21 protein-coding genes are annotated in these 22412 nt (G+C 74.0%); 14 read left to right on the forward strand and 7 right to left on the reverse strand.

Annotated elements, in window-relative coordinates; translation table 11 throughout:
* Window positions 1-16: 16 nt before the first annotated feature.
* The 6 genes from rpsO to AC1C2V_RS14385 all read left to right on the forward strand — a co-directional run bounded on the left by rpsO (window position 17) and on the right by AC1C2V_RS14385 (window position 5667).
* On the forward strand, window positions 17-286 hold the full coding sequence (gene rpsO / locus AC1C2V_RS14360) for a 30S ribosomal protein S15 (protein WP_495390301.1): 270 nt from the start codon (window positions 17-19) through the stop codon (window positions 284-286).
* A gap of 254 nt (window positions 287-540) precedes the next feature.
* Entirely contained in the window at window positions 541-2802 is a 2262-nt protein-coding gene (locus tag AC1C2V_RS14365) for a polyribonucleotide nucleotidyltransferase (protein WP_495390302.1), read from the forward strand.
* 7 nt (window positions 2803-2809) lie between these two features.
* Window positions 2810-4138 carry a M16 family metallopeptidase gene (locus AC1C2V_RS14370; RefSeq protein WP_495390303.1) on the forward strand — a complete coding sequence of 443 codons (1329 nt, stop codon included), beginning with the start codon at window positions 2810-2812 and terminating at the stop codon, window positions 4136-4138.
* 37 nt (window positions 4139-4175) lie between these two features.
* On the forward strand, window positions 4176-4967 hold the full coding sequence (gene dapB / locus AC1C2V_RS14375; RefSeq protein WP_495390304.1) for a 4-hydroxy-tetrahydrodipicolinate reductase: 792 nt from the start codon (window positions 4176-4178) through the stop codon (window positions 4965-4967).
* The gene (locus AC1C2V_RS14380) at window positions 4964-5458 is read left to right on the forward strand and encodes a hypothetical protein (RefSeq protein ID WP_495390305.1); all 495 of its coding nucleotides are present in this window, start codon (window positions 4964-4966) and stop codon (window positions 5456-5458) included. Before dapB ends, AC1C2V_RS14380 begins: the two co-directional genes overlap by 4 nt.
* Before the next feature lie 5 nt (window positions 5459-5463).
* Window positions 5464-5667 carry a hypothetical protein gene (locus AC1C2V_RS14385; RefSeq protein ID WP_495390306.1) on the forward strand — a complete coding sequence of 68 codons (204 nt, stop codon included), beginning with the start codon at window positions 5464-5466 and terminating at the stop codon, window positions 5665-5667.
* A 144-nt stretch (window positions 5668-5811) separates the two neighbouring features.
* Here AC1C2V_RS14385 and AC1C2V_RS14390 read toward each other — a convergent pair whose 3' ends face one another.
* Window positions 5812-6981 carry an MFS transporter gene (locus tag AC1C2V_RS14390; protein WP_495390307.1) on the reverse strand — a complete coding sequence of 390 codons (1170 nt, stop codon included), beginning with the start codon at window positions 6979-6981 and terminating at the stop codon, window positions 5812-5814.
* 115 nt (window positions 6982-7096) lie between these two features.
* Between AC1C2V_RS14390 and AC1C2V_RS14395 the strand changes: the two genes are divergently transcribed.
* Window positions 7097-7744: a TetR/AcrR family transcriptional regulator gene (locus AC1C2V_RS14395; RefSeq protein ID WP_495390308.1), complete on the forward strand. Its 648-nt coding sequence runs from the start codon at window positions 7097-7099 to the stop codon at window positions 7742-7744.
* A 126-nt stretch (window positions 7745-7870) separates the two neighbouring features.
* On the opposite strand, the gene AC1C2V_RS14400 is transcribed toward AC1C2V_RS14395, so the two are convergent.
* On the reverse strand, window positions 7871-10216 hold the full coding sequence (locus AC1C2V_RS14400) for a glycoside hydrolase family 3 C-terminal domain-containing protein (protein ID WP_495390309.1): 2346 nt from the start codon (window positions 10214-10216) through the stop codon (window positions 7871-7873).
* A gap of 99 nt (window positions 10217-10315) precedes the next feature.
* Window positions 10316-10825 (reverse strand): GNAT family N-acetyltransferase, encoded by a 510-nt coding sequence (locus AC1C2V_RS14405; protein WP_495390310.1) that lies wholly within the window; start codon window positions 10823-10825, stop codon window positions 10316-10318.
* 41 nt (window positions 10826-10866) lie between these two features.
* On the opposite strand from AC1C2V_RS14405, the gene AC1C2V_RS14410 reads away from it, so the two are divergent.
* Window positions 10867-11283, forward strand: a complete 417-nt coding sequence (locus tag AC1C2V_RS14410; RefSeq protein WP_495390311.1) for a nuclear transport factor 2 family protein — start codon at window positions 10867-10869, stop codon at window positions 11281-11283.
* On the opposite strand, the gene AC1C2V_RS14415 is transcribed toward AC1C2V_RS14410, so the two are convergent.
* From AC1C2V_RS14415 to AC1C2V_RS14425, 3 genes are all read right to left on the reverse strand, one after another.
* A complete protein-coding gene (locus tag AC1C2V_RS14415) occupies window positions 11280-11600 on the reverse strand; it encodes an AzlD domain-containing protein (RefSeq protein ID WP_495390312.1) in 321 nt (106 codons plus the stop codon). The genes AC1C2V_RS14410 and AC1C2V_RS14415 overlap by 4 nt on opposite strands.
* Window positions 11597-12340: an AzlC family ABC transporter permease gene (locus AC1C2V_RS14420; protein WP_495390313.1), complete on the reverse strand. Its 744-nt coding sequence runs from the start codon at window positions 12338-12340 to the stop codon at window positions 11597-11599. Before AC1C2V_RS14420 ends, AC1C2V_RS14415 begins: the two co-directional genes overlap by 4 nt.
* Before the next feature lie 61 nt (window positions 12341-12401).
* The gene (locus AC1C2V_RS14425) at window positions 12402-13868 is read right to left on the reverse strand and encodes an NAD-dependent succinate-semialdehyde dehydrogenase (protein ID WP_495390314.1); all 1467 of its coding nucleotides are present in this window, start codon (window positions 13866-13868) and stop codon (window positions 12402-12404) included.
* A 78-nt stretch (window positions 13869-13946) separates the two neighbouring features.
* Between AC1C2V_RS14425 and AC1C2V_RS14430 the strand changes: the two genes are divergently transcribed.
* From AC1C2V_RS14430 to add, 4 genes are all read left to right on the forward strand, one after another.
* Window positions 13947-14474 carry an AAA family ATPase gene (locus tag AC1C2V_RS14430; protein ID WP_495390315.1) on the forward strand — a complete coding sequence of 176 codons (528 nt, stop codon included), beginning with the start codon at window positions 13947-13949 and terminating at the stop codon, window positions 14472-14474.
* A 92-nt stretch (window positions 14475-14566) separates the two neighbouring features.
* The gene (gene dapA / locus AC1C2V_RS14435) at window positions 14567-15502 is read left to right on the forward strand and encodes a 4-hydroxy-tetrahydrodipicolinate synthase (protein WP_495390316.1); all 936 of its coding nucleotides are present in this window, start codon (window positions 14567-14569) and stop codon (window positions 15500-15502) included.
* A gap of 22 nt (window positions 15503-15524) precedes the next feature.
* On the forward strand, window positions 15525-17210 hold the full coding sequence (locus AC1C2V_RS14440) for a ribonuclease J (RefSeq protein ID WP_495390317.1): 1686 nt from the start codon (window positions 15525-15527) through the stop codon (window positions 17208-17210).
* Window positions 17211-17385: 175 nt separating this feature from the next.
* Complete coding sequence (gene add, locus AC1C2V_RS14445; protein ID WP_495390318.1) at window positions 17386-18399, forward strand: adenosine deaminase; 1014 nt, start codon at window positions 17386-17388, stop codon at window positions 18397-18399.
* Between the two features lie 3 nt (window positions 18400-18402).
* Here the strand turns inward: add and AC1C2V_RS14450 are convergent, their stop codons facing one another.
* Window positions 18403-18984 carry a TetR/AcrR family transcriptional regulator gene (locus tag AC1C2V_RS14450; protein WP_495390319.1) on the reverse strand — a complete coding sequence of 194 codons (582 nt, stop codon included), beginning with the start codon at window positions 18982-18984 and terminating at the stop codon, window positions 18403-18405.
* 83 nt (window positions 18985-19067) lie between these two features.
* On the opposite strand from AC1C2V_RS14450, the gene AC1C2V_RS14455 reads away from it, so the two are divergent.
* The gene (locus tag AC1C2V_RS14455) at window positions 19068-19481 is read left to right on the forward strand and encodes a hypothetical protein (protein ID WP_495390320.1); all 414 of its coding nucleotides are present in this window, start codon (window positions 19068-19070) and stop codon (window positions 19479-19481) included.
* A 65-nt stretch (window positions 19482-19546) separates the two neighbouring features.
* Window positions 19547-22393: an FtsK/SpoIIIE family DNA translocase gene (locus tag AC1C2V_RS14460; protein WP_495390438.1), complete on the forward strand. Its 2847-nt coding sequence runs from the start codon at window positions 19547-19549 to the stop codon at window positions 22391-22393.
* Window positions 22394-22412 lie beyond the last annotated feature (19 nt).

Raw genomic sequence — 22412 nt, forward strand, 5'->3', positions numbered from 1 at the left:
ACACCGAAGGAGAGCCATGCCGCTCGACGCTGCCACCAAGCAGTCCATCATCACCGAGTACGCGACCCACGAGGGCGACACCGGTTCGCCGGAGGTGCAGATTGCGCTGCTGACCCAGCGCATCAACGACCTGAACGAGCACCTCAAGGAGCACAAGCACGACCACCACTCGCGTCGTGGTCTGCTGCTCCTCGTGGGCCAGCGCCGCCGCCTGCAGGGCTACCTGCAGAAGATCGACATCGAGCGCTACCGCGCGCTGATCCAGCGCCTCGGCCTGCGCCGCTGACACCGCATCAGCCCGGTCCCTCGCGGGGCCGGGCTGTGGTGTGATGTCACTGTCGAGAGACACTGACTGACGAGACACTGACTAGACGGTGACGGGCGATCGCCCGTCACGCCACCATCGCGCCGCCGGATCCTCGTCCGGTCCTCGGTAGTGGCCCCCCGAGCCGCTCGGCCCATCGGGCCGGGCCGGCTCCGTGGGCCTCGATCGAAGACCGCCGAGCCGCAGCGGCGCCCTCGAGATCAAGGAGGGCACCCGTGGAGGGTCCCGAGATCCAGTTCGCCGAGGCCGTCATCGACAACGGCCGCTTCGGCACCCGCACCGTCCGTTTCGAGACGGGCCGCCTCGCCCGCCAGGCCGCCGGCTCCGTCGCCGCGTACCTGGACGGCGAGACGATGCTGCTGTCGGCCACGACGGCCGGCAAGCACCCCAAGGAGCAGTTCGACTTCTTCCCCCTGACGGTGGACGTCGAGGAGCGCATGTACGCCGCGGGCCGCATCCCCGGCTCGTTCTTCCGCCGTGAGGGCCGCCCCTCGACGGAGGCGATCCTCGCCTGCCGTCTCATCGACCGCCCGCTGCGCCCCCTGTTCGTCAAGGGCCTGCGCAACGAGGTCCAGGTCGTCATCGACGTCCTGGCCATGCATCCCGACGACGCCTACGACGTGCTGGCGATCAACGCCGCGTCGGCGTCCACGCAGATCTCCGGCCTGCCGTTCTCCGGCCCGGTCGCGGGCGTCCGCGTCGCCCTCATCGACGGCCAGTGGGTCGCGTTCCCGAAGTACTCGGACCTCGAGCGCGCCGTGTTCAACATGGTCGTGGCCGGCCGGATCGTCACCGGCGCCGACGGCGGCTCCGACGTGGCCATCGCGATGATCGAGGCCGAGGCCTCGGACAACGCCTGGAAGCTCATCAAGGAGGACGGCGTCGCGGCGCCGACCGAGGAGGTCGTCGCCCAGGGCATCGAGGCGTCCAAGCCGTTCCTCAAGGCCCTGTGCGAGGCCCAGGCCTCGCTCGCCGCCCAGGCGGCCAAGGAGGTCAAGGAGTACCCGGTCTTCCTCGACTACCAGGACGACGCGTTCGCCGCCGTCGAGGCCGAGGTCTCGCCGGCCCTGCGCGACGCGCTCGCCATCGCGGACAAGCAGGACCGCGAGAACCGCCTGGACGAGCTCAAGACGGGCCTGCTCAGCGCGCTCGCCGACAGCTTCGAGGGTCGCGAGAAGGAGCTGTCGGGTGCGTACCGCGCCCTGCAGAAGAAGCTCATCCGCCAGCGCGTGCTCACCGACGGCGTGCGCATCGACGGCCGCGGGCTCGCGGACATCCGCACCCTCTCGGCCGAGGTCGAGGTGATCCCCCGCGTGCACGGCTCCGCCCTGTTCGAGCGCGGCGAGACCCAGATCCTGGGCGTCACCACGCTGAACATGCTGCGCATGGAGCAGCAGATCGACTCGCTCGGGCCGGTCACGCGCAAGCGCTACATGCACAACTACAACTTCCCGCCGTTCTCCACGGGCGAGACGGGTCGCGTCGGTTCGCCGAAGCGCCGCGAGATCGGCCACGGGGCGCTGGCGGAGCGGGCGCTCATGCCCGTGCTGCCGAGCCGCGAGGACTTCCCCTACGCGATCCGCCAGGTGTCCGAGGCCCTCAGCTCCAACGGCTCGACGTCCATGGGCTCGGTCTGCGCCTCGACGCTGTCGCTGCTCAACGCCGGTGTCCCGCTGAAGGCCCCGGTCGCGGGCATCGCGATGGGCCTCATCTCCGACACCGTCGACGGTGAGACCCGCTACGCCGCGCTCACGGACATCCTGGGCGCCGAGGACGCGTTCGGCGACATGGACTTCAAGGTCGCCGGTACCAGCGAGTTCGTCACGGCCATCCAGCTCGACACCAAGCTCGACGGCATCCCCGCGTCGGTCCTGGCGGGCGCGCTCACCCAGGCCCGCGACGCGCGCCTGACGATCCTGGACGTCCTCGCCGAGGCGATCGACGTGCCGGACGAGATGAGCCCCAACGCCCCGCGCGTCATCTCCGTGAAGGTGCCGGTCGACAAGATCGGCGAGGTCATCGGGCCCAAGGGCAAGATGATCAACCAGATCCAGGAGGAGACGGGCGCGGACATCTCCATCGAGGACGACGGCACCGTGTACATCGGCGCCACCGACGGCCCCTCGGCCGAGGCCGCCCGCGCGGCGATCAACGCGATCGCCAACCCACACATCCCCGAGGTGGGCGAGCGCTTCGTCGGCACGGTCGTCAAGACGACGTCGTTCGGCGCGTTCATCTCCCTCTCCCCGGGCAAGGACGGTCTGCTGCACATCAGCCAGATCCGCAAGCTCGTGGGCGGCAAGCGCGTCGAGAACGTCGACGACGTGCTGTCCGTGGGCCAGAAGGTCCAGGTGGAGATCGGCGAGATCGACCCGCGTGGGAAGCTCTCGCTCGTCGCGGTCACCGAGGACGAGACGGCGGACGAGTCCGCCGACGCCCCGGCCGAGACGGCCGCCACGGACCACGTGGAGGCCTGACGCTCCGATGACCTGGCACCTCCCGCTCGTCCCTGCCGGCGAGCCCGGTGCCGACCTGACCGCCGGGCAGGACGGTGCGACCATCCGTCGCACGGTCCTGCCCGGCGGTGTTCGTGTGCTCACCGAGCAGATGCCGGGCCTGCGCTCGGCCACGGTGGGCGCCTGGGTCGGCGTCGGCTCGCGCGACGAGTCCGACGGGCACTTCGGTTCCACACACTTCCTCGAGCACCTGCTGTTCAAGGGCACGCCACGGCGCTCGGCGATGGACATCGCGGAGTCGTTCGACGCCGTCGGCGGCGAGGCCAACGCGGCGACCGGCAAGGAGCACACCTGCTACTACGCGCGCGTGCTCGACGCCGACCTGCCGATGGCGGTGGACGTCATCGCGGACATGGTCACGTCGGCGCGCCTCGACGAGGGCGAGCTCGAGACCGAGCGCGGCGTCATCCTCGAAGAGCTCGCGATGAACGACGACGACCCCGGCGACGTCGTGCACGAGGAGTTCTCCGCCGCGGTGCTCGGCACCCACCCGCTCGGGCGGCCCATCGGCGGCACCCCGGATACCATCCGTGCCGTGCCGCGGGACGCCGTGTGGGAGCACTACCGCTGGCACTACCGGCCCGAGACGCTCGTGGTGTCCGCCGCGGGCGGGGTTGACCACGACGCGTTGGTGGGCCAGGTCGCACGGGTGCTGACCGACGGCGGCTGGGACCTGGCCGCCTCGGCCGCGCCCCGCGAGCGCCGGCCCCCCGGGGCGCAGACCGCCGGCGTCCCGACCGAGGGCGTCGAGCTGACGGTGCGCCGCCAGGTCGAGCAGGCGAACGTCATCGTCGGGTCCACGGGGCTCGCCGCCACCGACGACCGTCGCTTCACCCTCTCGGTGCTCAACGCCGTGCTGGGCGGCGGGATGTCCTCGCGCATGTTCCAGGAGATCCGCGAGCGCCGGGGGCTCGCCTACGCCACCTACTCGTTCGCCTCCGGCCACGGCGGCCTCGGCACGTTCGGCCTGTACGCCGGGTGCTCGCCCGCGAACGTCGACGAGGTGACCGAGCTCATGGTCGCCGAGCTGGAGCGGCTCGCAAGCGACGGTATGACCGACGCGGAGCTGACCCGCAGCATCGGCCAGCTCTGCGGCGGCCTCGTGCTCGGTATGGAGGACTCCGGGTCGCGCATGAGCCGGCTCGGCAAGGCCGAGCTCGTCTACGGGGAGCTGCTGAGCCTGGAGGAGTCGCTCGAGCGCGTCCGCGCGGTCACGGTGGACGACGTGCGCGACCTGGCAACCGACCTGGCCGCGCGCCCCCGGTCCGTCGTGCGCGTGGGTCCCTTCGGCGACTGACGCCGGTTCGAAGAACGAGATCGGAGACACTCACCCCATGACCGAGACCATCAGCCGGCCCCTCACCGTGGCGGTGCTCGGCGCGGCGGGGCGCATGGGCGTCACCGTGTGCCGGGCCGTCGAGGAAGCGCCCGGCCTCGAGCTCGTCGCGCGCCTCGACGCGGGCGACGCTGTCGACGCGACCACGCTGGCCGGCGCCGGCGTCGTGGTGGACTTCACGGTCCCCGCGGCGACCGAGGCCAACGTGCACGCCGTGCTCGACGCGGGCGTGCACGCCGTGGTCGGCACCACGGGCTGGGACGACGCCTCGCGCGGTCGCGTCGCGGAGCACCTGGAGCGCGTGAACTCCGAGCGCCGACTGTCCGAGCAGCCCGGGCTGGGCGTGCTCATCGCGCCGAACTTCGGCCTCTCCGCAGTGCTGGCGATGACGTTCGCCGCGAAGGCGGCGCGCTACTTCGAGTCCGCCGAGGTGATCGAGCTGCACCACCCGGACAAGGTCGACGCCCCGTCGGGCACCGCGCGGCACACGGCCGCGGCGATCGCCCGGGCCCGGTCGGAGGCCGGGCTGGGTGCGATGCCGGACGCCACCGAGTCGGGCGTCGAGGCGCGCGGCGCGGACGTCGACGGCGTGCGGGTGCACGCGGTGCGCCTGCGCGGGCTGGTGGCGCACGAGGAGGTCCTGTTCGGCAACGTGGGCGAGCAGCTGGTGATCCGGCAGGACTCGTTCGACCGCGTGTCGTTCATGCCGGGCGTGCTGCTCGCCGTGCGCGAGGTCGGCGCCCGGCCGGGCCTGACGGTGGGGCTCGAGAACGTGCTGGACCTGTCGTGAGCGGCGCGGCGCGGCGGCGGATTCCCCGCGGGCTGGTGGGGGCGCTCGCCGTCACCGCGCTGCTGGCGCTGTACGTCTGGCAGATCGCCGGCCGCGGGGTGTCGATGATCCGCACCGGTGAGCCGGTGCTCATCGGCATCGGCGCGGCGGTGCTCGTCATCCCGCTGCTCGTCATCGTGCTGATCGCCCGCGAGTACCGGCTCGCCACGCGGGTGCAGCAGATGGCCGACGCGCTCGCCACGGCCGGCGAGCTGCCGGTGGACGACCTGCCGCGCTCGCCCGGGGGCCGCGTCGACCGCGCCGCGGCGGACGCCGCGTTCGCCGCGCGTCGCGAGGTGGCCGAGGCCCGCCCGGAGGACTGGAAGTCCTGGTACCAGCTGGCGTTCGCCTACGACGCGTCAGGCGACCGCCGTCGTGCCCGGGAGTCGCTGCGCAAGGCGTCGTCGCTGTTCCGGCCCGGCGCGCCGGGGACGCACACCGTCCCGCAGTAGCGGGCGTGCCGCACCTGCCTCGCGCGGCCGGCGAGGTCGCCGAGCGCCACGAGGGCCGGCACGAGGGCCTGCACGAGGCGCTCGGGGCGCTGTCCGGTGGCACCCGGGTCGCGCGTCCAGCGGCGCGCGACCCCGGCGAGGCGTTCAGGCGCCGTCGCGGCGAGCGCCGCGGTCAGTCCTGCGAGACGGTGACGACCGCCGCGAAGTAGTCGGTCACGATCGGCGTCACGGGCGGGTCTGCGCGGTCCATACCACCACGGTGGCAGAGGGGTGCTTCGCGCAGGTCACGGCGTCGTGACGGTCGTGGAACGTCCGAACGACGTCGTGCGTCGCCGTGCGTGGTCGGCGGCCCGCTATGCCGTGTCGCGGGGGAACGAGCGTCTGGCCACGAGGACCGCGACCAGCGCGACCGCGACGATCGCCGCGCCGGTCAGGGCGAGGGCCCGGGGGCCCGGGCCGGCGACCACGGCGGCGCCCACGGCCGCGCCGAGCCCGATGCCGAAGTTCGACGTCGCGTTGACGAACGCGCCGGCCACGTCGGGGGTTGCCCCCTGGGTGCGCAGCGCCGCCGCCTGGAACGTGGCGGGGATCGCGCCGAAGGCGGCGAGCCACACGCCGGCCGCCAGGAGCACGCCGACGGCGCCGGGCAGCGCGAGCGCGACCCCGACGAGCGCCACCGCGATCGTCGCCATCGCGACGATCGTGAGCGCGCGCGGGCTGCGGTCCAGGTAGCGGGCCGCGCCCCAGAGCCCGACCAGCCCGAGGGCGCCGAACACGAGGAGCGTCGGCCCGACGGCCGGCTCCGACAGCCCCGCGGCCAGCAGGAGCACCGAGATGTAGGTGTAGACGGTGTACTGGCCGCCGAAGAGCACGGTGTTGGCGCCGACGACGACGCCGAGTCGTTTGCGGCCCCGGCGCGCGGCGTGGCCGTCCCGCGGCGCGGCCGGCTCGACGGCGACGGCGGGCAGCAGCCGGGCCACCAGCAGCGCCGTCAGTGCGCACACGGCTGCGAGCACCGCGAACGACCAGCGCCAGCCCACGGCGGCGCCGAGCGAGGTCGAGAGGGGCACGCCCAGCACGAACCCGATGGTGCCGCCGGCGGTCACCAGGGTGAGCGCCCGGCCGGTGTACAGGGGGCCGACGAGCCGCGCCCCGTACGCGATCGACACGGAGAAGAACACCGCGTGCCCGATCCCGCCGAGCACCCGTGCCCCGGCCACCACCGCGTAGGACGGCCCCAGGGCCACCAGCAGGTTGCTCGCGGCGTACGTCGCGAGCGTGACGAGCAGCAGCGGCTTGCGGGCCACGGACCGCGTGGCGAGCGTCAGGGGGACGGCGAAGGCCGCGACCACGAACGCGTACACGGTGACGAGCAGGCCGGCGGTCGACTCGGTGACGCCGACGCCGCGCGCGAGCTGCGGCAGCAGCCCCACGGGGAGCACCTCGGTGGTGATGGCGACGAAGTTGGCGACCGCGAGGACGGCGATCCCCGCGGCGGCGTCGCGGACGGTTCGTTGAGGCACTGCCTCATCCTGCCATCGTGTCTTCGCGATCAGACGTCCAGGCCGTGGCCGAACCGCCGGCCCGGGTACAGCGACGCGTCCCCGTACGGGGTCGGGCGCGCGAGGACCGGGCACAATGGCGGGCGTGAGCGAGACGACGATCGAGGAGGGCGCGGCGCCGCGGCGCGGCTACGCCAAGGGGCGCGCCAAGCGCGAGGAGATCCTGCAGGCGGCCATCGTGCTGTTCGGCGAGGTCGGCTATCACGGCGCCTCGCTGCGGGAGGTCGCGGCGCGCGTCGGGATCTCGCACCCGGGCCTCCTGCACCACTTCCCGACGAAGGCGGACCTGCTGGAAGCCGTGCTCGAGCACCGCGACGCCATCGACTTCGCCGACGTCGACACCGACCTCGTGCAGGGGCGCTCGCTGTTCGAGGCGCTGGTGCGGCTGGTGGAGCGCAACGCGCTGCGGCGACCCGTCGTCGAGGTCTTCGCCGGACTCGCCGCGGAGGCGACGACCGCCGAGCACCCGGCGCACGACTACTTCGCCGAGCGGTACCCCACCACGGTGGCGCGGTTGCGCACCGAGCTGGAGCGCCTCGACGCGGCCGGGCGGCTGCGGCCGGGTGTCGACCCGGCCACGGCCGCCCGCACGGTCGTCGCGCTCATGGACGGCCTGCAGGTGCAGTGGCTCTACTCGCTCGACGGCCCGCGCGCCGCGCGCGTCGACATGGCGGCCGACCTGGGGGCGTACCTCGACCTGATCCTGGTCGGCGCCGCGGGTTGAGCTTGTCGAAGCCCGGGTTTCGACACGCTCGACCAGCGGGTTTCGACAGGCTCGACCAGCGGGTTTCGACAGGCTCGACCAGCGGGTTTCGACAGGCTCGACCAGCGCTCAACCAGCAGGGACGGCTCAACCGGCGTTCGCCGCCTCGACGAGCTGCGCGAGGGACTCCCGGTCAACGCCGGCCAGGCCGAAGTCCGCGATCACTGCGAGCGGCATGTCGGTGGCCATGGCGAGCATGCCGGGGTCGATCGGCGTGGCGTCCAGGTACCCGCGCACCACGGGGCCTGCCACGGGGTGCGCCAGCGCCTCGCCCAGCGTGGACAGCTCGTGCAGGGGAACCGTGACGTCCTCGCCGACGACGTCGACCGACACCTCGGCGCGCAGGTCGCGCGAGGACGCGCCGACGCCGATCACGAACTCGCCGCCCTCGAGCACCCAGCGGCGCAGCACGGGGTGCCAGTACGACAGGTCGCGCGCGTCGAGGTCGAGCGTCACGACCTGCGACGCACCGGGCTCCAGGCGCACCTTGGCGAACGCCTTGAGCTCCCGCTCGGGCCGCTGCACCTGCGCCTGCGGGTCGGCCACGTACACCTGCACCACCTCTGCGCCCGAGACCGGGCCGGAGTTGGTCACCCGCACCCGCACCCGCACGCGCACCGAGGCGCCGGCGCCGGACCCGCGGACCTCGGCGGTCGCGTCGTCGTAGGTGAACGTCGTGTACGACAGACCGTGGCCGAACGGGAACGCCACCGGCAGCTGCCGGGCGTCGTACCAGCGGTAGCCCACGAGCTGGCCCTCGCCGTAGCGGACGTGCCCCAGCTCGCCCGGGAAGTTGCCGAACGCCGGGGTGTCCTCGAGCCGCAGCGGGATCGTCTCGGTGAGCTTGCCCGACGGCGCGGCCGCCCCGGTGAGCACGTCGACGACGGCGGAGCCGCCTGCCTGCCCGCCCAGCCAGCCGGTGAGCAGCGCCGGGGCGGCGTCCTGCCAGGCGGTGACGGAGATCGCGGAGCCGCCGGCCAGGACGACGACGACGCGGGGGTTCGCCGCGGCGACCGCCTCGAGGAGCGCGACCTGCTCGGCGGGGAGGTCCAGGTGCTCGCGGTCGTAGCCCTCGGACTCGTAGGCCGCGGGCAGGCCGAGGAAGACGAGCGCCGTGCCGGCGCCGCGGGCCGCGTCGGCGGCCTCGGCGACGAGGTCCGCGGGGGAGCGGTCGTCGGCGGGGCCCTCGGCCAGCGTGTAGCCGGGCGCGAACGGCACGTCCGTGCCCGCGGCGTCGCGAAGCGCTGTGAGGGCGTCGTCGAGGCGGGTGGGGTTCACCTGCGACGAGCCGGCACCCTGGTAGCGCGGCGTGCGGGCCAGCTCGCCGATCACGGCGACGTCCGCGGGGCTCGTCAGGGGGAGCAGGGGCACAGCGTCGGTCGGGTCGTCGGTCGAGCTGCCGACGGGGTCGTTCTTGAGCAGCACCGTGCCCGCCGCGGCGGCCTCGCGGGCCAGCGCGTGGTGCGCGTCGACGTCGAACGACCCGGGGGCGCTCGTCGTCGGCAGGGAGCGGGCGACGAGCTCCAGCACGCGCCGGGCGGCGGCGTCGACGAGGGCCTCGTCGAGCTCGCCCGCCTCGACGGCGGCGACGACCTGTGCGTCCGTGCGGCCGCCGCTCGCGGGCATCTCGAGGTCGAGCCCGGCCGCGACGCCGGCGACGCGGTCGCGGACGGCACCCCAGTCGGAGACGACCAGGCCCTCGAAGCCCCACTCGTCGCGCAGCACGGTGGTGAGCAGCCAGTCGTGCTGCGAGGCGTACACGCCGTTCACCTTGTTATACGAGCACATGACGGTCCACGGCTGCGCGCGCGTGACGACCCGCTCGAAGGCCGGCAGGTAGATCTCGCGGAGCGTCCGCTCGTCGACGTCGGCCGAGACCCGCATGCGGTCGGCCTCCTGGTTGTTGGCCGCGAAGTGCTTGAGCGACGTGCCGACGCCCTGGGACTGGATGCCCTCGACCAGCGCGGCCGCGAGGTCGCCGGCCACCACCGGGTCCTCCGAGAAGTACTCGAAGTTGCGCCCGCACAGCGGCGACCGCTTGATGTTCACGCCCGGGCCGAGCAGCACCGCGACGTCGTTGGCGCGCGTCTCGCGGCCCAGCGCCTCGCCCACGCGGCGCAGCAGGTCGGCGTCCCAGCTCGACCCGAGCGCGGCGGCGGTGGGGAAGCAGGTGGCGGGCACGCTGTTGCCGAGGCCGAGGTGGTCCGCGGCCTCGTCCTGCTTGCGCAGGCCGTGCGGCCCGTCGGTGACCATCACGGACGGCACGAGCGTCGTCCCGTCGCGCTCGACCGGCTGGGTGTGCCAGAAGTCGAGGCCGGAGAGCAGCGAGGCCTTCTCGGCGAGGGTGAGCTCGCCGAGCACGCGCTCGCCGTCGAACGGCAGTCCGGTGCTCTCGGTCTGGACGGCGGGGGTCGGGATCCGGTCGAAGGTCACGGGTGCGCTCCAGGGTCGGCGGCAGTGCAACCCGGGCAGCGTAGCAAGAAACCTACCGTCCGGTAGGGAATTGCTCCAGGATCGCGGTGGCCCTCGGTATCAGATCGCGGCCGACCAGCGCTGCTCCACCACGTCCCGCACGCCCGTGGCGAGCGCACGCTCCGTGCCGTCCGGCCCGAGCCCCGCCACTGAGAAGAACCGCTCGCGCGCGCTGTCGTCGTCGAGAACCCACGTGACGACCTCGGGGGCGCCGTCGGTGCGGAGCCGGTCCACCGCGGCCGCGAGCAGCCGCGACCCGTGTCCGCCGCGCTGGTGGTCGGGCTCGACCTCGAGGGCGAGGAGCTGGCCGGGGCCGACCGCCGCGAAGCCCACGACGTCGGGTCCGGCGAGCGCCACCAGGACGGCGAAGCCGGGCCCCGGGGGAGCGGTGATCGCCCGCGCCCAGCGGTCCCGCATCGCGGCGGTGTCCAGGCTGTCGACGACGCCGTCGCCCAGCGCCGCCTCGTGCGTGCTGCGCCATGCGGTCACCTGCACACGCGTGACCGCGTCCTCGTCGCCGGGGACGGCCGGGCGGACCGAGACGTCAGCCGTCTCGCGGAAGAGAGCCATCCGGTCACCCTAGGGGGTCGGTGAGGTGGGATGATCCGGGCATGTCACTGACGACCCAGGACCGCGTCGCCATCCATGAGCTTCTCGCCCTGCACGGCCATCTCGTCGACTCCGGCAGCCTCGGCGACGAGGATCTCGGCCGGCTGTTCGTTCCGGCCGTCCGCTACGACACCTCCGCTCTCGGCGGACCCGTCCTCGAGGGCATCGCAGCGGTGCGCGAGGCGGCATACGCGCTGGGGGAGGGCAACCCCGTGGCGCACCTCGTGACCAACGTCGTCGTCGCGGCCGGCGACACCGAAGACACGGCGACGGCCGTGTCGAAGGGCCTCGGCGTCACGGCGTCCGGCATGGTCGGGGCGGTCTCGTACGACGACTCCCTCGTCCGCTCGCCGGCGGGGTGGCGCATCAGCGCGCGCCGGATCACGCCGAGCCGCCGGCCGGGAGCGGTGGTCTCCTAGCCCCAGCCGAGTGCGCGGAGCCCCGCGGCGGTCGCGGCGGCCAGCACGACGACCAGGATGAAGGGGGCCCGCAGGGCCAGCGCGACGGCGGCGACGCCGAGCGCCGGCACCCGGGCGTCGACGACGAGCGCCTGCCCGTCGGCGAACGTCTGCACGACGACGAGGGAGACGAGTAGCGCCACGGTGACGAGCGTCGACGTGCGTTGCACGCGCTCGGTGGCCAGCCAGTGCTCGGGGATCAGATGCCCCGCGAGCTTGAGGGCGAAGCTGGCCGAGGAGGCGACGAGCACCGTCACCCACAGCACGGTGGTGGTCATCGGGCCTCGTCCCCCTCAGTTCCGGGCGCGATGTCGGTGCCGGCCTCGGGAGCGGCGGCCCGCGGCGTCGCGATCAGCCCGACGGCGATCGCCGCGGCGGCGGCCGCGAGCACGGGTACGCCGGCCGGGACGAAGGGGATCAGCGCGGCGGACACGAGGACGGCCAGCGCGGCGACGATCTGGGCGCGGCGGGCGGCGAGGCGCGGCCAGACGAGCGCGAGGAAGGCCGCCCCGGCCGCGGCGTCCAGGCCCCAGGCCTTCGGGTCGCCGAGCGCGTCGCCGGCCAGGGCGCCGAGCAGGGTGAACGCGTTCCAGAGCACGAAGACGCCGACGCCCGTGGCCCAGAACCCGGCCCGCGTCGCCGCGGGCTCGCGCTGGCCGACCGCCACGGCGGTGGACTCGTCGATCGTGAGCTGGGCGGCGGCCAGGCGCCGCCACCCGCGGACGTCGAGCAGGGGGGCGACGACCGCGCCGTACAGGGTGTTGCGCACGCCCAGCAGGGTCGAGGTCGCGATCGCCGCCACGGGCGACCCGCCCGCGGCCACCACGCCGATGAGGGCGAACTGCGAGCCGCCGGAGAACAGCAGCAGGCTCAGCGCCATCGTCTGCGGCACGCCGACGCCCGCCACCACGGACAGCGCGCCGAAGGAGATTCCGTACAGTCCGGTGGCCACCGCGACGCTCGCCCCCTGGCGGACGGCGGAACGCACCGCGGGGTCCCGCCCCTCTCCACGTGTCACGTCGGTAGGTAACCACGCCCCGCCGGGGCTCGGGAAGCGGGTCGTCCGGCCCCGGGCGCGGTCAGAGGGCCACGTAGACGGTCTCGAGGTACTCCTCGAGCCCCGCCTCCCCGCCCTCCCGGCCGAGCCCGGACTGCTTGACCCCGCCGAAGGGGGCGCTGGCGTCCGACACCATCCCGCGGTTGATCCCGATCATCCCGGCGTCGATCTCCGCGGCGGCGCGCATCGCCCGGTCCAGCGACGTCGTGTAGGCGTAGGCGGCGAGCCCGTACTCGGTGTCGTTCGCAAGGGCGAGCGCCTCGTCGTCGTCGGCGAACGCCACGACGGGCGCCACCGGGCCGAAGATCTCCTCGCGGACCGCGCGCGCGTCCGCGTCGACGCCGGCGAGCACGGTGGGCTCGTAGAAGCTCCCGGGGCCGTCGGGTCGGTCGCCGCCGGTGAGCACCTGGGCGCCCCGGTCGGCGGCGTCCCCCACGATCTCGGCGACCTTCTCGACGGCCTCCGCGTCGATGAGCGGGCCGACGTCGACGCCGTCCTGGTCGCCCGGACCCACCCGCAGCGCGGCGAAGCGGTCGCTGAGGCGGCGCGCGAACTCCCGGGCCACCGAGTCGTGCACGAGGAACCGGTTGGCCGCCACGCACGACTGGCCCGCGTTGCGCAGCTTGGCGACGGTCGCGCCCTCGACCGCCGCGTCGAGGTCCGCGTCGGCGAAGACGACGAACGGGGCGTTGCCGCCGAGCTCCATCGACGTGCGCAGCACGAGGTCGGCGGACTGCCGCAGCAGCGTGCGGCCCACCGCCGTGGAGCCCGTGAACGACAGCTTGCGCAGCCGGTCGTCGGCGAGGAGCGGCGCGACCAGGTCCTTCGAGTGGGCCGTCGGGACCACGTTCACCACCCCGCGGGGCAGGCCGCGGTCGGCGAGCTCGGAGCGGATCACCTCGGCGACGAGCATGGTGGTCAGCGGTGTCTGGTGCGCCGGCTTGATCACCACGGTGCAGCCGGCGGCGAGCGCCGGGCCGATCTTGCGGGTGGCCATGGCGATCGGGAAGTTCCACGGGGTGATCAGGAGCGCCGGCCCGACGGGGCGCCGGTGCACCAGCTGGCGGTTCGCGCCGGCGGGCGCGGTGCGGGCCAGGCCGTCGGCGCGCACCGCCTGCTCGGCGTACCAACGCAGGAAGTCGGCGCCGTAGGTCACCTCGGCCTGCGCCTCGGCGAGCGGCTTGCCGCACTCGGCCGTGATGAGGGAGGCAAAGGCGTCGGTGCGCGCGACGATCCGCTCGTACACGGCGCGCAGCAGCTCGGACCGCTCGCGGGGCGCGACGGCGCGCCAGGCGGCGGCCGCGTCGGCGGCGGAGCCGAGGGCGCGGCGTCCGTCCTCGGGGGAGGCGTCGGCGACGTCGAACAGCACCTCGCCGCTGGCCGGGTCCACGACCTCGAAGGTGTGCCCGCCGGCAGCGGCGGCCCACTGCCCGCCGGCGAGCATGCCGGTGGGCAGGTGGGCCACGAGCGCGGGCGAGAGCGAGCTCATGCACCCGAGTATGCACAGACCGCCGTCCGCTCGACATGCGACAGGGTGCGGCAGCGAAGGTCGCCGTACGATCGGGCCGTGGACGACGGACGAATCGCGGACGCACCGGTGCTGCTGCTCCTGAACGGGCTGCCGGGCGTCGGGAAGTCGGCCGTGGCGGCCGCGGCCGCGCGACCGGGCACGCTCGTCCTCGACGTCGATGTCGTGCGCACCCTGATCTCCGGCGACCCCCGCGACGCGGCGGAGCCCGCGCGGCGCCTGGCCCTGGACATGGCCCGGTCCCACCTGCGCGCCGGGTGCGGCGTCGTCGTCCCCCAGCTCGTCGCGCGCGCCGACCAGGTGGCTCGCTTCGAGCGCGCCGCGGCGGAGGCAAGGGCGCGTTTCGTGCACGCCGTCCTCGAGGCCCCGCCGGCGACGGTCGCCGGCCGGGTCGCACAGGATGACGCGGCGGGCCGGGCCGCGCACCGCCGTGGCCTGGACGACGAGACCCTGGCCGCCTACGCGGCGGGGCTGCGCGAGGTGACGCGGTCGACAGGAGCGGTCCGGGTCGACGCCGGCGCCGACCTGGCCGCCGTCGCCCGCCGTGTGGAGCCGCTGCTCGGGTGACGACGCGATGCCCGACGCGATGCCTGACGCGATGCCCGAGGCGAGGGGTGGACGCGTCCACCCGCGGCGGGCGTGGCCGGTACGGTTGACCCATGACGCTCGTCCCCAGCATCGCGCGCCCGTTCGGCGCCGTGCTCACCGCGATGGTCACGCCGATGACTCCGTCGGGTGACCTGGACCTCGCTGCGGCGGTACGCCTGGCGAAGCGGCTGGTCGACGACGGCAACGACGGCCTCGTGCTCTCGGGCACGACCGGCGAGTCCCCGGCCACGCACACCCCGGAGAAGGCGGACCTCGTCCGCGCCGTGGTCGGCGCCGTCGGTGACCGCGCGTACGTGCTCGCGGGCGCGGGCTCGAACGACACGGTGCACGCCGTGCGCATGGCCGAGCAGGCCGCCGAGGCGGGCGCCCACGGGCTGCTCGTCGTGTCGCCCTACTACTCCCGTCCCTCCCAGGAGGGTCTCTACCAGCACTTCGCGACCGTCGCGGACGCGACCGAGCTCCCCGTCATGCTCTACGACGTGCCCGGCCGCACCTGCGTGCGCATCGCGCCGGCGACCTACGAGCGCATCGCGCGCCACCCCCAGGTCGTCGCGACGAAGGACGCGACGGGCGACGTCGCCGCCGTGGCCGGCCTGCGCGCCGCCACGGGACTCGCCTGGTACTCGGGCGACGACGGACTCCTGCTGCCGTTCCTCGCCCACGGCGGGGCCGGCATCGTCTCCGTCTCCGCGCACGTCGTCGGCGACCGGTTCGCCGAGGCCGTGCGTCGGTTCGACGCCGGCAACCACGCCGCTGCGCTCGACGTCTTCGCCACGACCCTGCCCGTCATCGCCGCGCTGAACGGCGCCGGCGCACAGGCCGTGATGGTCAAGGCCGCGCTCGAGGCGCTCGGCGTGCTCGACAACCGCGAGCTGCGCCTGCCCAACGTGGCCGCCTCTCAGGACGACGTCGCGCTGGTGCGCGACGCGCTCGCGGCGGCCGGATATCTCGACGGCGCCCGCGTGGGCGCCACCACACGTCCGTAATACCGATCGGCCTGGAGGCCCCGTGAGCCACCCTCACCCCGAACTTCCCCTGCCCCCCGCACTGCCGTCGAAGGGGCTGCGCATCGTCGCCCTCGGCGGTCTGGGCGAGGTGGGGCGCAACATGGCCGTCTTCGAGTACGAGGGGCGCCTGCTGATCATCGACTGCGGCGTGCTCTTCCCCGAGGACCACCAGCCCGGCGTCGACCTGATCCTCCCGGACTTCGAGTACATCAAGGATCGCCTGGACGACATCGAGGCGATCGTCCTCACCCACGGGCACGAGGACCACATCGGCGCCGTGCCCTACCTGCTGCGGCTGCGCCGGGACATCCCGCTGATCGGCTCGCGGCTCACCCTCGCCTTCGTCGAGGCCAAGCTCAAGGAGCACCGCATCAAGCCGGTGCTGCGCGTCGTGGCCGAGGGCCAGACCGAGCGGCTCGGCAAGTTCGACCTCGAGTTCGTCGCGGTCAACCACTCGATCCCCGATGCGCTCGCCGTCGCCGTCACGACCGGCGCCGGCACCGTGCTGCACACGGGCGACTTCAAGATGGACCAGCTGCCGCTGGACGGCCGCGTCACCGACCTGCGCGCGTTCGCGCGGCTGGGGGAGAAGGGCGTCGACCTGTTCATGGTCGACTCCACGAACGCCGAGGTGCCGGGCTTCGTCACCAACGAGGTCGAGATCGGCCCGGTGCTCGACAGCGTCTTCGCCCAGGCGGAGAAGCGCGTCATCGTCGCGTCGTTCTCCTCGCACGTGCACCGCGTGCAGCAGGTGCTCAACGCGGCGCAGGCCCACGGCCGCAAGGTCGCCCTCGTGGGGCGCTCGATGGTCCGCAACATGGGCATCGCCGCCGAGCTCGGCTACCTCGACGTCCCGCCGGGCGTCCTCATCGAGCTCAAGCAGGCCGCGAGCCTGCCGGACGACCGCGTCGTCTACATGTCCACCGGTTCCCAGGGCGAGCCGATGGCCGCCCTGAGCCGGATGGCGAACGGCGACCACCGGGTCCAGGTGGGCCACGGCGACACCGTGATCCTCGCGTCGTCGCTCATCCCGGGCAACGAGAACTCCGTGTTCCGCGTCATCAACGGGCTCACGCGCCTCGGCGCGCGCGTCGTGCACTCCGGCAACGCCAAGGTGCACGTCTCAGGGCACGCCAGCGCGGGCGAGCTCCTGTACTGCTACAACATCCTCAAGCCCAAGAACGTCATGCCCGTGCACGGCGAGGTGCGCCACCTCGTGGCGAACGCGGCGCTCGCGGTGCGTACCGGCGTGCCGGCCGACCGGGTGGTGCTCGCCGAGGACGGCGTCGTCGTCGACCTCGTCGACGGCAAGGCGTCCGTCGTGGGCGCGGTGCCGTGCGGCTACGTGTTCGTCGACGGATCGTCGGTCGGAGAGGTGACGGAGAACGAGCTCAAGGACCGGCGCACCCTCGCCGAGGAGGGCTTCGTCTCGGTCTTCGCGGTCGTCGACACGGCCACCGGCAAGGTGCTCGCCGGCCCGCAGATCCTCGCGCGCGGCATGGCCGAGGACGACGCGGTCTTCGAGGAGGTCCAGCCCGACGTCGTCGCGGCACTCGAGACCGCCATCGCCGGGGGGGCTACCGACGCCTACCAGCTCCAGCAGGTGATGCGCCGCGTCATCGGCCAGTGGGTCAACCGGCGCCTGCGCCGCCGCCCCATGATCGTGCCGGTGGTCGTGGAGGCCTGACGCCTGACGACCCACCCCGCGGCACCCACGTGGGGGCTGTGGAAACTCCCGAGGGGCCTCCCGGCGCGCGGCTACGGTGACTACGACCGTCCGCCACCGCTGGGAGGCCCCTCGTGCCGTCCGCTCCGTCGTGCGTGGCGCCGCCCCCCGCTGATCCGCACGTACCCTGCGTGGCATGACTGCGCCTGCGACGAACCTGCCGCGCCTGCCGCGCGCCGAGCTGCACCTGCACCTGGAGGGCACGCTGGAGCCGGAGCTGGCCTTCACGCTGGCGGAGCGGAACCGGATCGCCCTGCCCTACCGCGACCCGGACCAGCTGCGCTCCGCGTACGCCTTCACCGACCTGCAGTCCTTCCTCGACCTGTACCACGCGACCTCGCAGGTGCTGCGCACCGCCGAGGACTTCGCGGACCTCACTCGCGCCTACCTGCGCCGCGCGGCGGCCGGCGGGGTGCGGCACGCGGAGCTCATGATCGACCTGCAGACGCACCTGGCGCGCGGGGTCCCGCTGGAGGACCTGGCGGCCGGCGTGACCCGCGGCGCGGCCGACGCCGAGGCGGCACACGGAGTGTCGAGCCTGCTGGTCCTGGCGTTCCTGCGGCACCGCCCGCCCGCCGAGGCGGACGCGGTGCTGGACGCCGTGCTGGCGGCGGGTGCCCCGTTCGCCGCGGTCGGGCTGGCGTCGAGCGAGGTGGGCTTCGCCGCGTCGCCGTTCGCGCCGGCGTTCGAGCGTGCGGCGGCCCACGGGCTGCGCCGCACCGCCCACGCGGGCGAGGAGGGCCCGGCGGCGAACGTGACCGAGGTGCTCGACGTCCTCGGGGCCGAGCGGGTCGACCACGGCATCCGCGCCCTGGAGGACGACGCGGTGGTGGCCCGGCTCGTGCGCGACCGGGTGCCGCTGACGGTGTGCCCGTGGTCGAACGTGCGGCTGGGGGCGGTGCCGTCGCTGGCCGCGCACCCGCTGCCCGCCATGCTGGCCGCCGGCCTCGACGTCTCGCTGAACTCGGACGACCCGTCGTACTTCGGCGCCTACGTCGACGAGGTCGACGACGCCGTGACCGCCGCCTTCGGACTGACCCGCGACCAGCGCGCCGACCTCGCCGCCGCGTCGTTCCGGGGTTCGTTCCTGTCGCCCGAGCAGGTCGCGCGGCACCTCGTCGACGTCGAGGCCTGGCGCGCCGCGGTCTGACGCTCAGCCGGCCAGCAACGCCGGGCCGAGGGATCCCACGGCCGCGTCGTAGCGCACGGCCCGGGCGTGCGCGTCCCCGGGGAGGAGCCCGGCGAGCTCGAGCGAGACCAGGCCGTGCACCAGCCCCCAGAGCCCGACGGCCACGGGTTCGGCGCGTTCCGGATGCCCGCCGATCACCCGCGCGACGGCGTCGTGCAGCACCCCGAAGGTGGGCCGCTGCACCGCGGGCGGGGCGTCGCTGCCCGGCAGCACCGCCCGGTCGAACATCACCCGGTAGAAGTGGGGGGCGGCGAGCGCGCTGTGGCGGTAGGCCGACCCCAGGGCGCGGAGGTCGGCCACCGGGTCGTCGGTCCGGGGCACGGCGGCGAGGTGGCCGGCGAAGCGCCGGAAGCCCTCGGCGCTCACCGCGGCCAGGAGGGCGTCGCGGGACCCGAACAGCGCGTACACCGCGGACGGGCTCGTGCCGGCCGCGGAGGCCACGGACCGCACGGTGGTGGTGGGCTCGCCGCCGGTGGAGATCGCCTCGGAGGCGACCTCCAGGAGGCGGGTGCGCAGGGCGTCGTCGTGCAGCCGTGGTCGTGCCATGCCGCGAGCCTAGACGGCTTGACGAGAGTTTGCGAACGGTGTTCTATAACAGTGTTCGTAAATTGCCGTCCAAGGAGGCCGCCGTGCTTGAGCTCACCGAAGCGGCCCGCGTCACCGCGGGCATCGTCCTGTTGACAGTCGTCGCCATCGAGTCCGGCGGGTACTTCCTGGTCAAGGTGGTCACGGGCAAGGTCCCTGCGACCGCGTTCCAGGCCTCGTTCTTCCGCGCCGGGCACGCGCACGCCGGGGTGCTCGTCATCCTCGGGCTGCTGTGCGTCGTCCTCGCCGAGGCCACCGACCTGTCGGGCGGCTGGCGCTGGCTCGCGGCCACGGGCGTCCTGGTCGCCGCGATCCTGATGCCCGCCGGCTTCTTCTTCTCCGCCATGGGGAGGGGCCGCACGTCGCCGAACCGCGCCGTCGTGCTGCTCCTCGCGGGCGCGGGCCTTCTCGCCGCGGGCGTCGTGACCCTGGCCGTGGGGCTTCTCACAGCGGGCTGAGCGCGGTGACACGCGCCCGGGACCTGCGCCGTCGCGCGGGGGTCGGCGGGTACGGTGAGGGCATCATGGCGATCCGGACACCCGCCCGGAGGATCACCGGGACCCCGCGGGGGACGACGACGGGGCGGACCGCTTCCGTGGCGGCCCCGAACCGTCGAGCGCCCGCCCGCACCTCGTCCGCGCGCTCGACCAAGAGCTCAGGGCGCGGCGGCAAGAGCGGTGGTCGTCGTGCGCCGGCGCGCCGGCCCGCGCGCCACGAGCCGTCGTGGCCGGTCCGGGCCGTCCGCGGCCTGTACCTTGGCGTCGCGCACGGGGTCGGCAGCCTGACCCGCAGCATCACCAAGGGAGCAAGAGACCTGGAACCCGAGCACCGCCGAGACGGCGTCGCCTTCTTCCTCATCGCGTTCGCGCTGGTCGTCGCCGCGCGAGAGTGGTGGGGGATCTCCGGCACGTTCGGCACCGTCGTCCACACCGTCGTCGCCGGCACCGTCGGCCTGGCCGGGGTGGCCGTGCCGGTGCTCCTGCTGTGGCTCGGGTTCCGCGTGATGCGCCATCCCGAACGCGCCCGGGCGAACTCCCGTGTCGCGATCGGTCTCACCCTGATCGTCGTGTCGGTGTGCGCGCTCGTCGCCATCGCCGAGGACACTCCTGCGCCGAGCGACGGCTTCGCCGCCCTGCAGGCGGCCGGCGGCATCATCGGCTACCTCGCGGGCACGCCCGTGGTGACCGGCGTGACGGAGTGGGTGGCCGTGCCGCTGTTCCTTCTGCTCGGGTTCTTCGGCCTCCTCGTGGTCACCGCCACCCCCTTCCACCGCATCCCCGAGCGGGCACGCGGCCTCTACGACCGGCTCACCGGTAACCACCACCCGGACGACGGCGCGGCGGACGACGGGCTGCCGCTCGCCGAGGGCGTCTCACGGCACGACGGCACCGACGCGGCGCCGCGCAAGAAGCGCACCCGCAAGACGAAGGCCCAGCGCGCCGCCGAGGCGGCGGAGGCCGCAGGGCTCGACGGGTACGTCGGCGACGAGGCGTTCGAGAAGGCGGCGACGCTCGAGCGGGAGACCGCCGCGGCGAAGTCCGGCGGCACGGCCAAGCCCGACCGTGCGGACGGTGCCACCGCCACGCGGCGGGTCGGGCCCGCGGCGACCGAGTCCGTCGAGGCCGTGGCGGCGACCTCCGGATCGACGGCCGCTCCCGACTCCAAGGCCCCGTCCGGCGACCTACCGCCCATGGGGCGCGGCGAGCAGCCGATGCTCGACGGCGACACGGTCTACCTGCTGCCCCCCGAGGACGCCCTCGGCAAGGGCGCGCCGCACAAGACCCGGTCCGCGGCGAACGACCGCGTGGTCGAGTCGCTCACCAAGGTCTTCGAGGACTTCGGCGTCGACGCACAGGTCACGGGCTTCACGCGCGGGCCGACCGTCACGCGCTACGAGGTCGAGGTGGGGGCCAAGACCAAGGTGGAGCGCATCACGTCGCTCTCCAACAACATCGCCTACGCGGTGGCGAGCGCGGACGTGCGGATCCTGTCCCCGATCCCGGGCAAGTCGGCCATCGGCATCGAAATCCCGAACTCCGACCGCGAGACGGTCGTGCTCGGCGACGTGCTGCGCTCCTCGGCAGCCCGCCGCACCGAGCACGCGATGGTGATGGGCGTAGGCAAGGACGTCGAGGGCGGCTATGTCGTGGCGAACCTGGCCAAGATGCCGCACATCCTCGTGGCCGGCGCCACCGGCGCGGGCAAGTCGAGCTTCATCAACTCGCTGATCACGTCGATCCTCATGCGGGCCACGCCGGAGCAGGTGCGTCTCGTCCTCGTCGACCCGAAGCGCGTCGAGCTGACCATCTACGAGGGCATCCCGCACCTGATCACGCCGATCATCACGAGCCCCAAGAAGGCCGCCGAGGCCCTCGACTGGGTGGTGCGCGAGATGGACGCCCGCTACGACGACCTGGCGATGTTCGGCTTCAAGCACCTCGACGACTTCAACGTCGCCGTGCGCGCCGGCAAGGTGAAGCCGCTGCCGGGCTCCGAGCGCAAGATCGCGCCGTACCCGTACCTGCTGGTCGTCGTCGACGAGCTCGCGGACCTCATGATGGTCGCCCCCCGCGACGTCGAGTCCTCGATCCAGCGCATCACCCAGCTCGCGCGCGCCGCCGGCATCCACCTGGTGCTCGCGACGCAGCGCCCGTCGGTCGACGTCGTCACCGGCCTGATCAAGGCGAACGTGCCGTCCCGGCTCGCCTTCGCGACGTCGTCCGTCACCGACTCGCGCGTGGTGCTCGACCAGCCGGGCGCTGAGAAGCTCATCGGGCAGGGCGACGCGCTCTTCCTGCCGATGGGCGCGGCCAAGCCGATGCGCGTGCAGGGGGCGTGGGTCACCGAGACTGAGGTGCACGCCGTCGTCGAGCACGTGAAGGCCCAGCTCAAGCCCGTGTACCGGGAGGACGTGACCGCGCCCGCGGCCGCCAAGAAGCAGGTGGACGAGGACATCGGCGACGACCTCGACCTGCTGTTGCAGGCGGCCGAGCTCGTCGTGACCACGCAGTTCGGGTCGACGTCGATGCTGCAGCGCAAGCTGCGCGTCGGCTTCGCCAAGGCAGGCCGGCTCATGGACCTGCTGGAGTCGCGCGAGATCGTCGGGCCGTCCGAGGGGTCGAAGGCCCGCGAGGTGCTGGTGAACCCGGACGACCTGCCGTCGACGCTCGCGCTCCTGCGCGGCGAGCCGTCGCGGGCCTACGACCAGGACGCCGACGCCGCCTCGCCGGCGCCGCCGGACCCGCCCGCCGGGGCCGTGGCGGACGCGCCGGCCGACCCGTACGCGGACGGCACGGACGGGCGCGCGCCGCCCGTGGCGACGGAATACCACGACGGCGCCGACACCGACCCCGAGCACGGCTGGCGCTGACCACGCCGGCCTCCGTGTC

The organism is Isoptericola sp. Y541 (genome assembly GCF_059445465.1).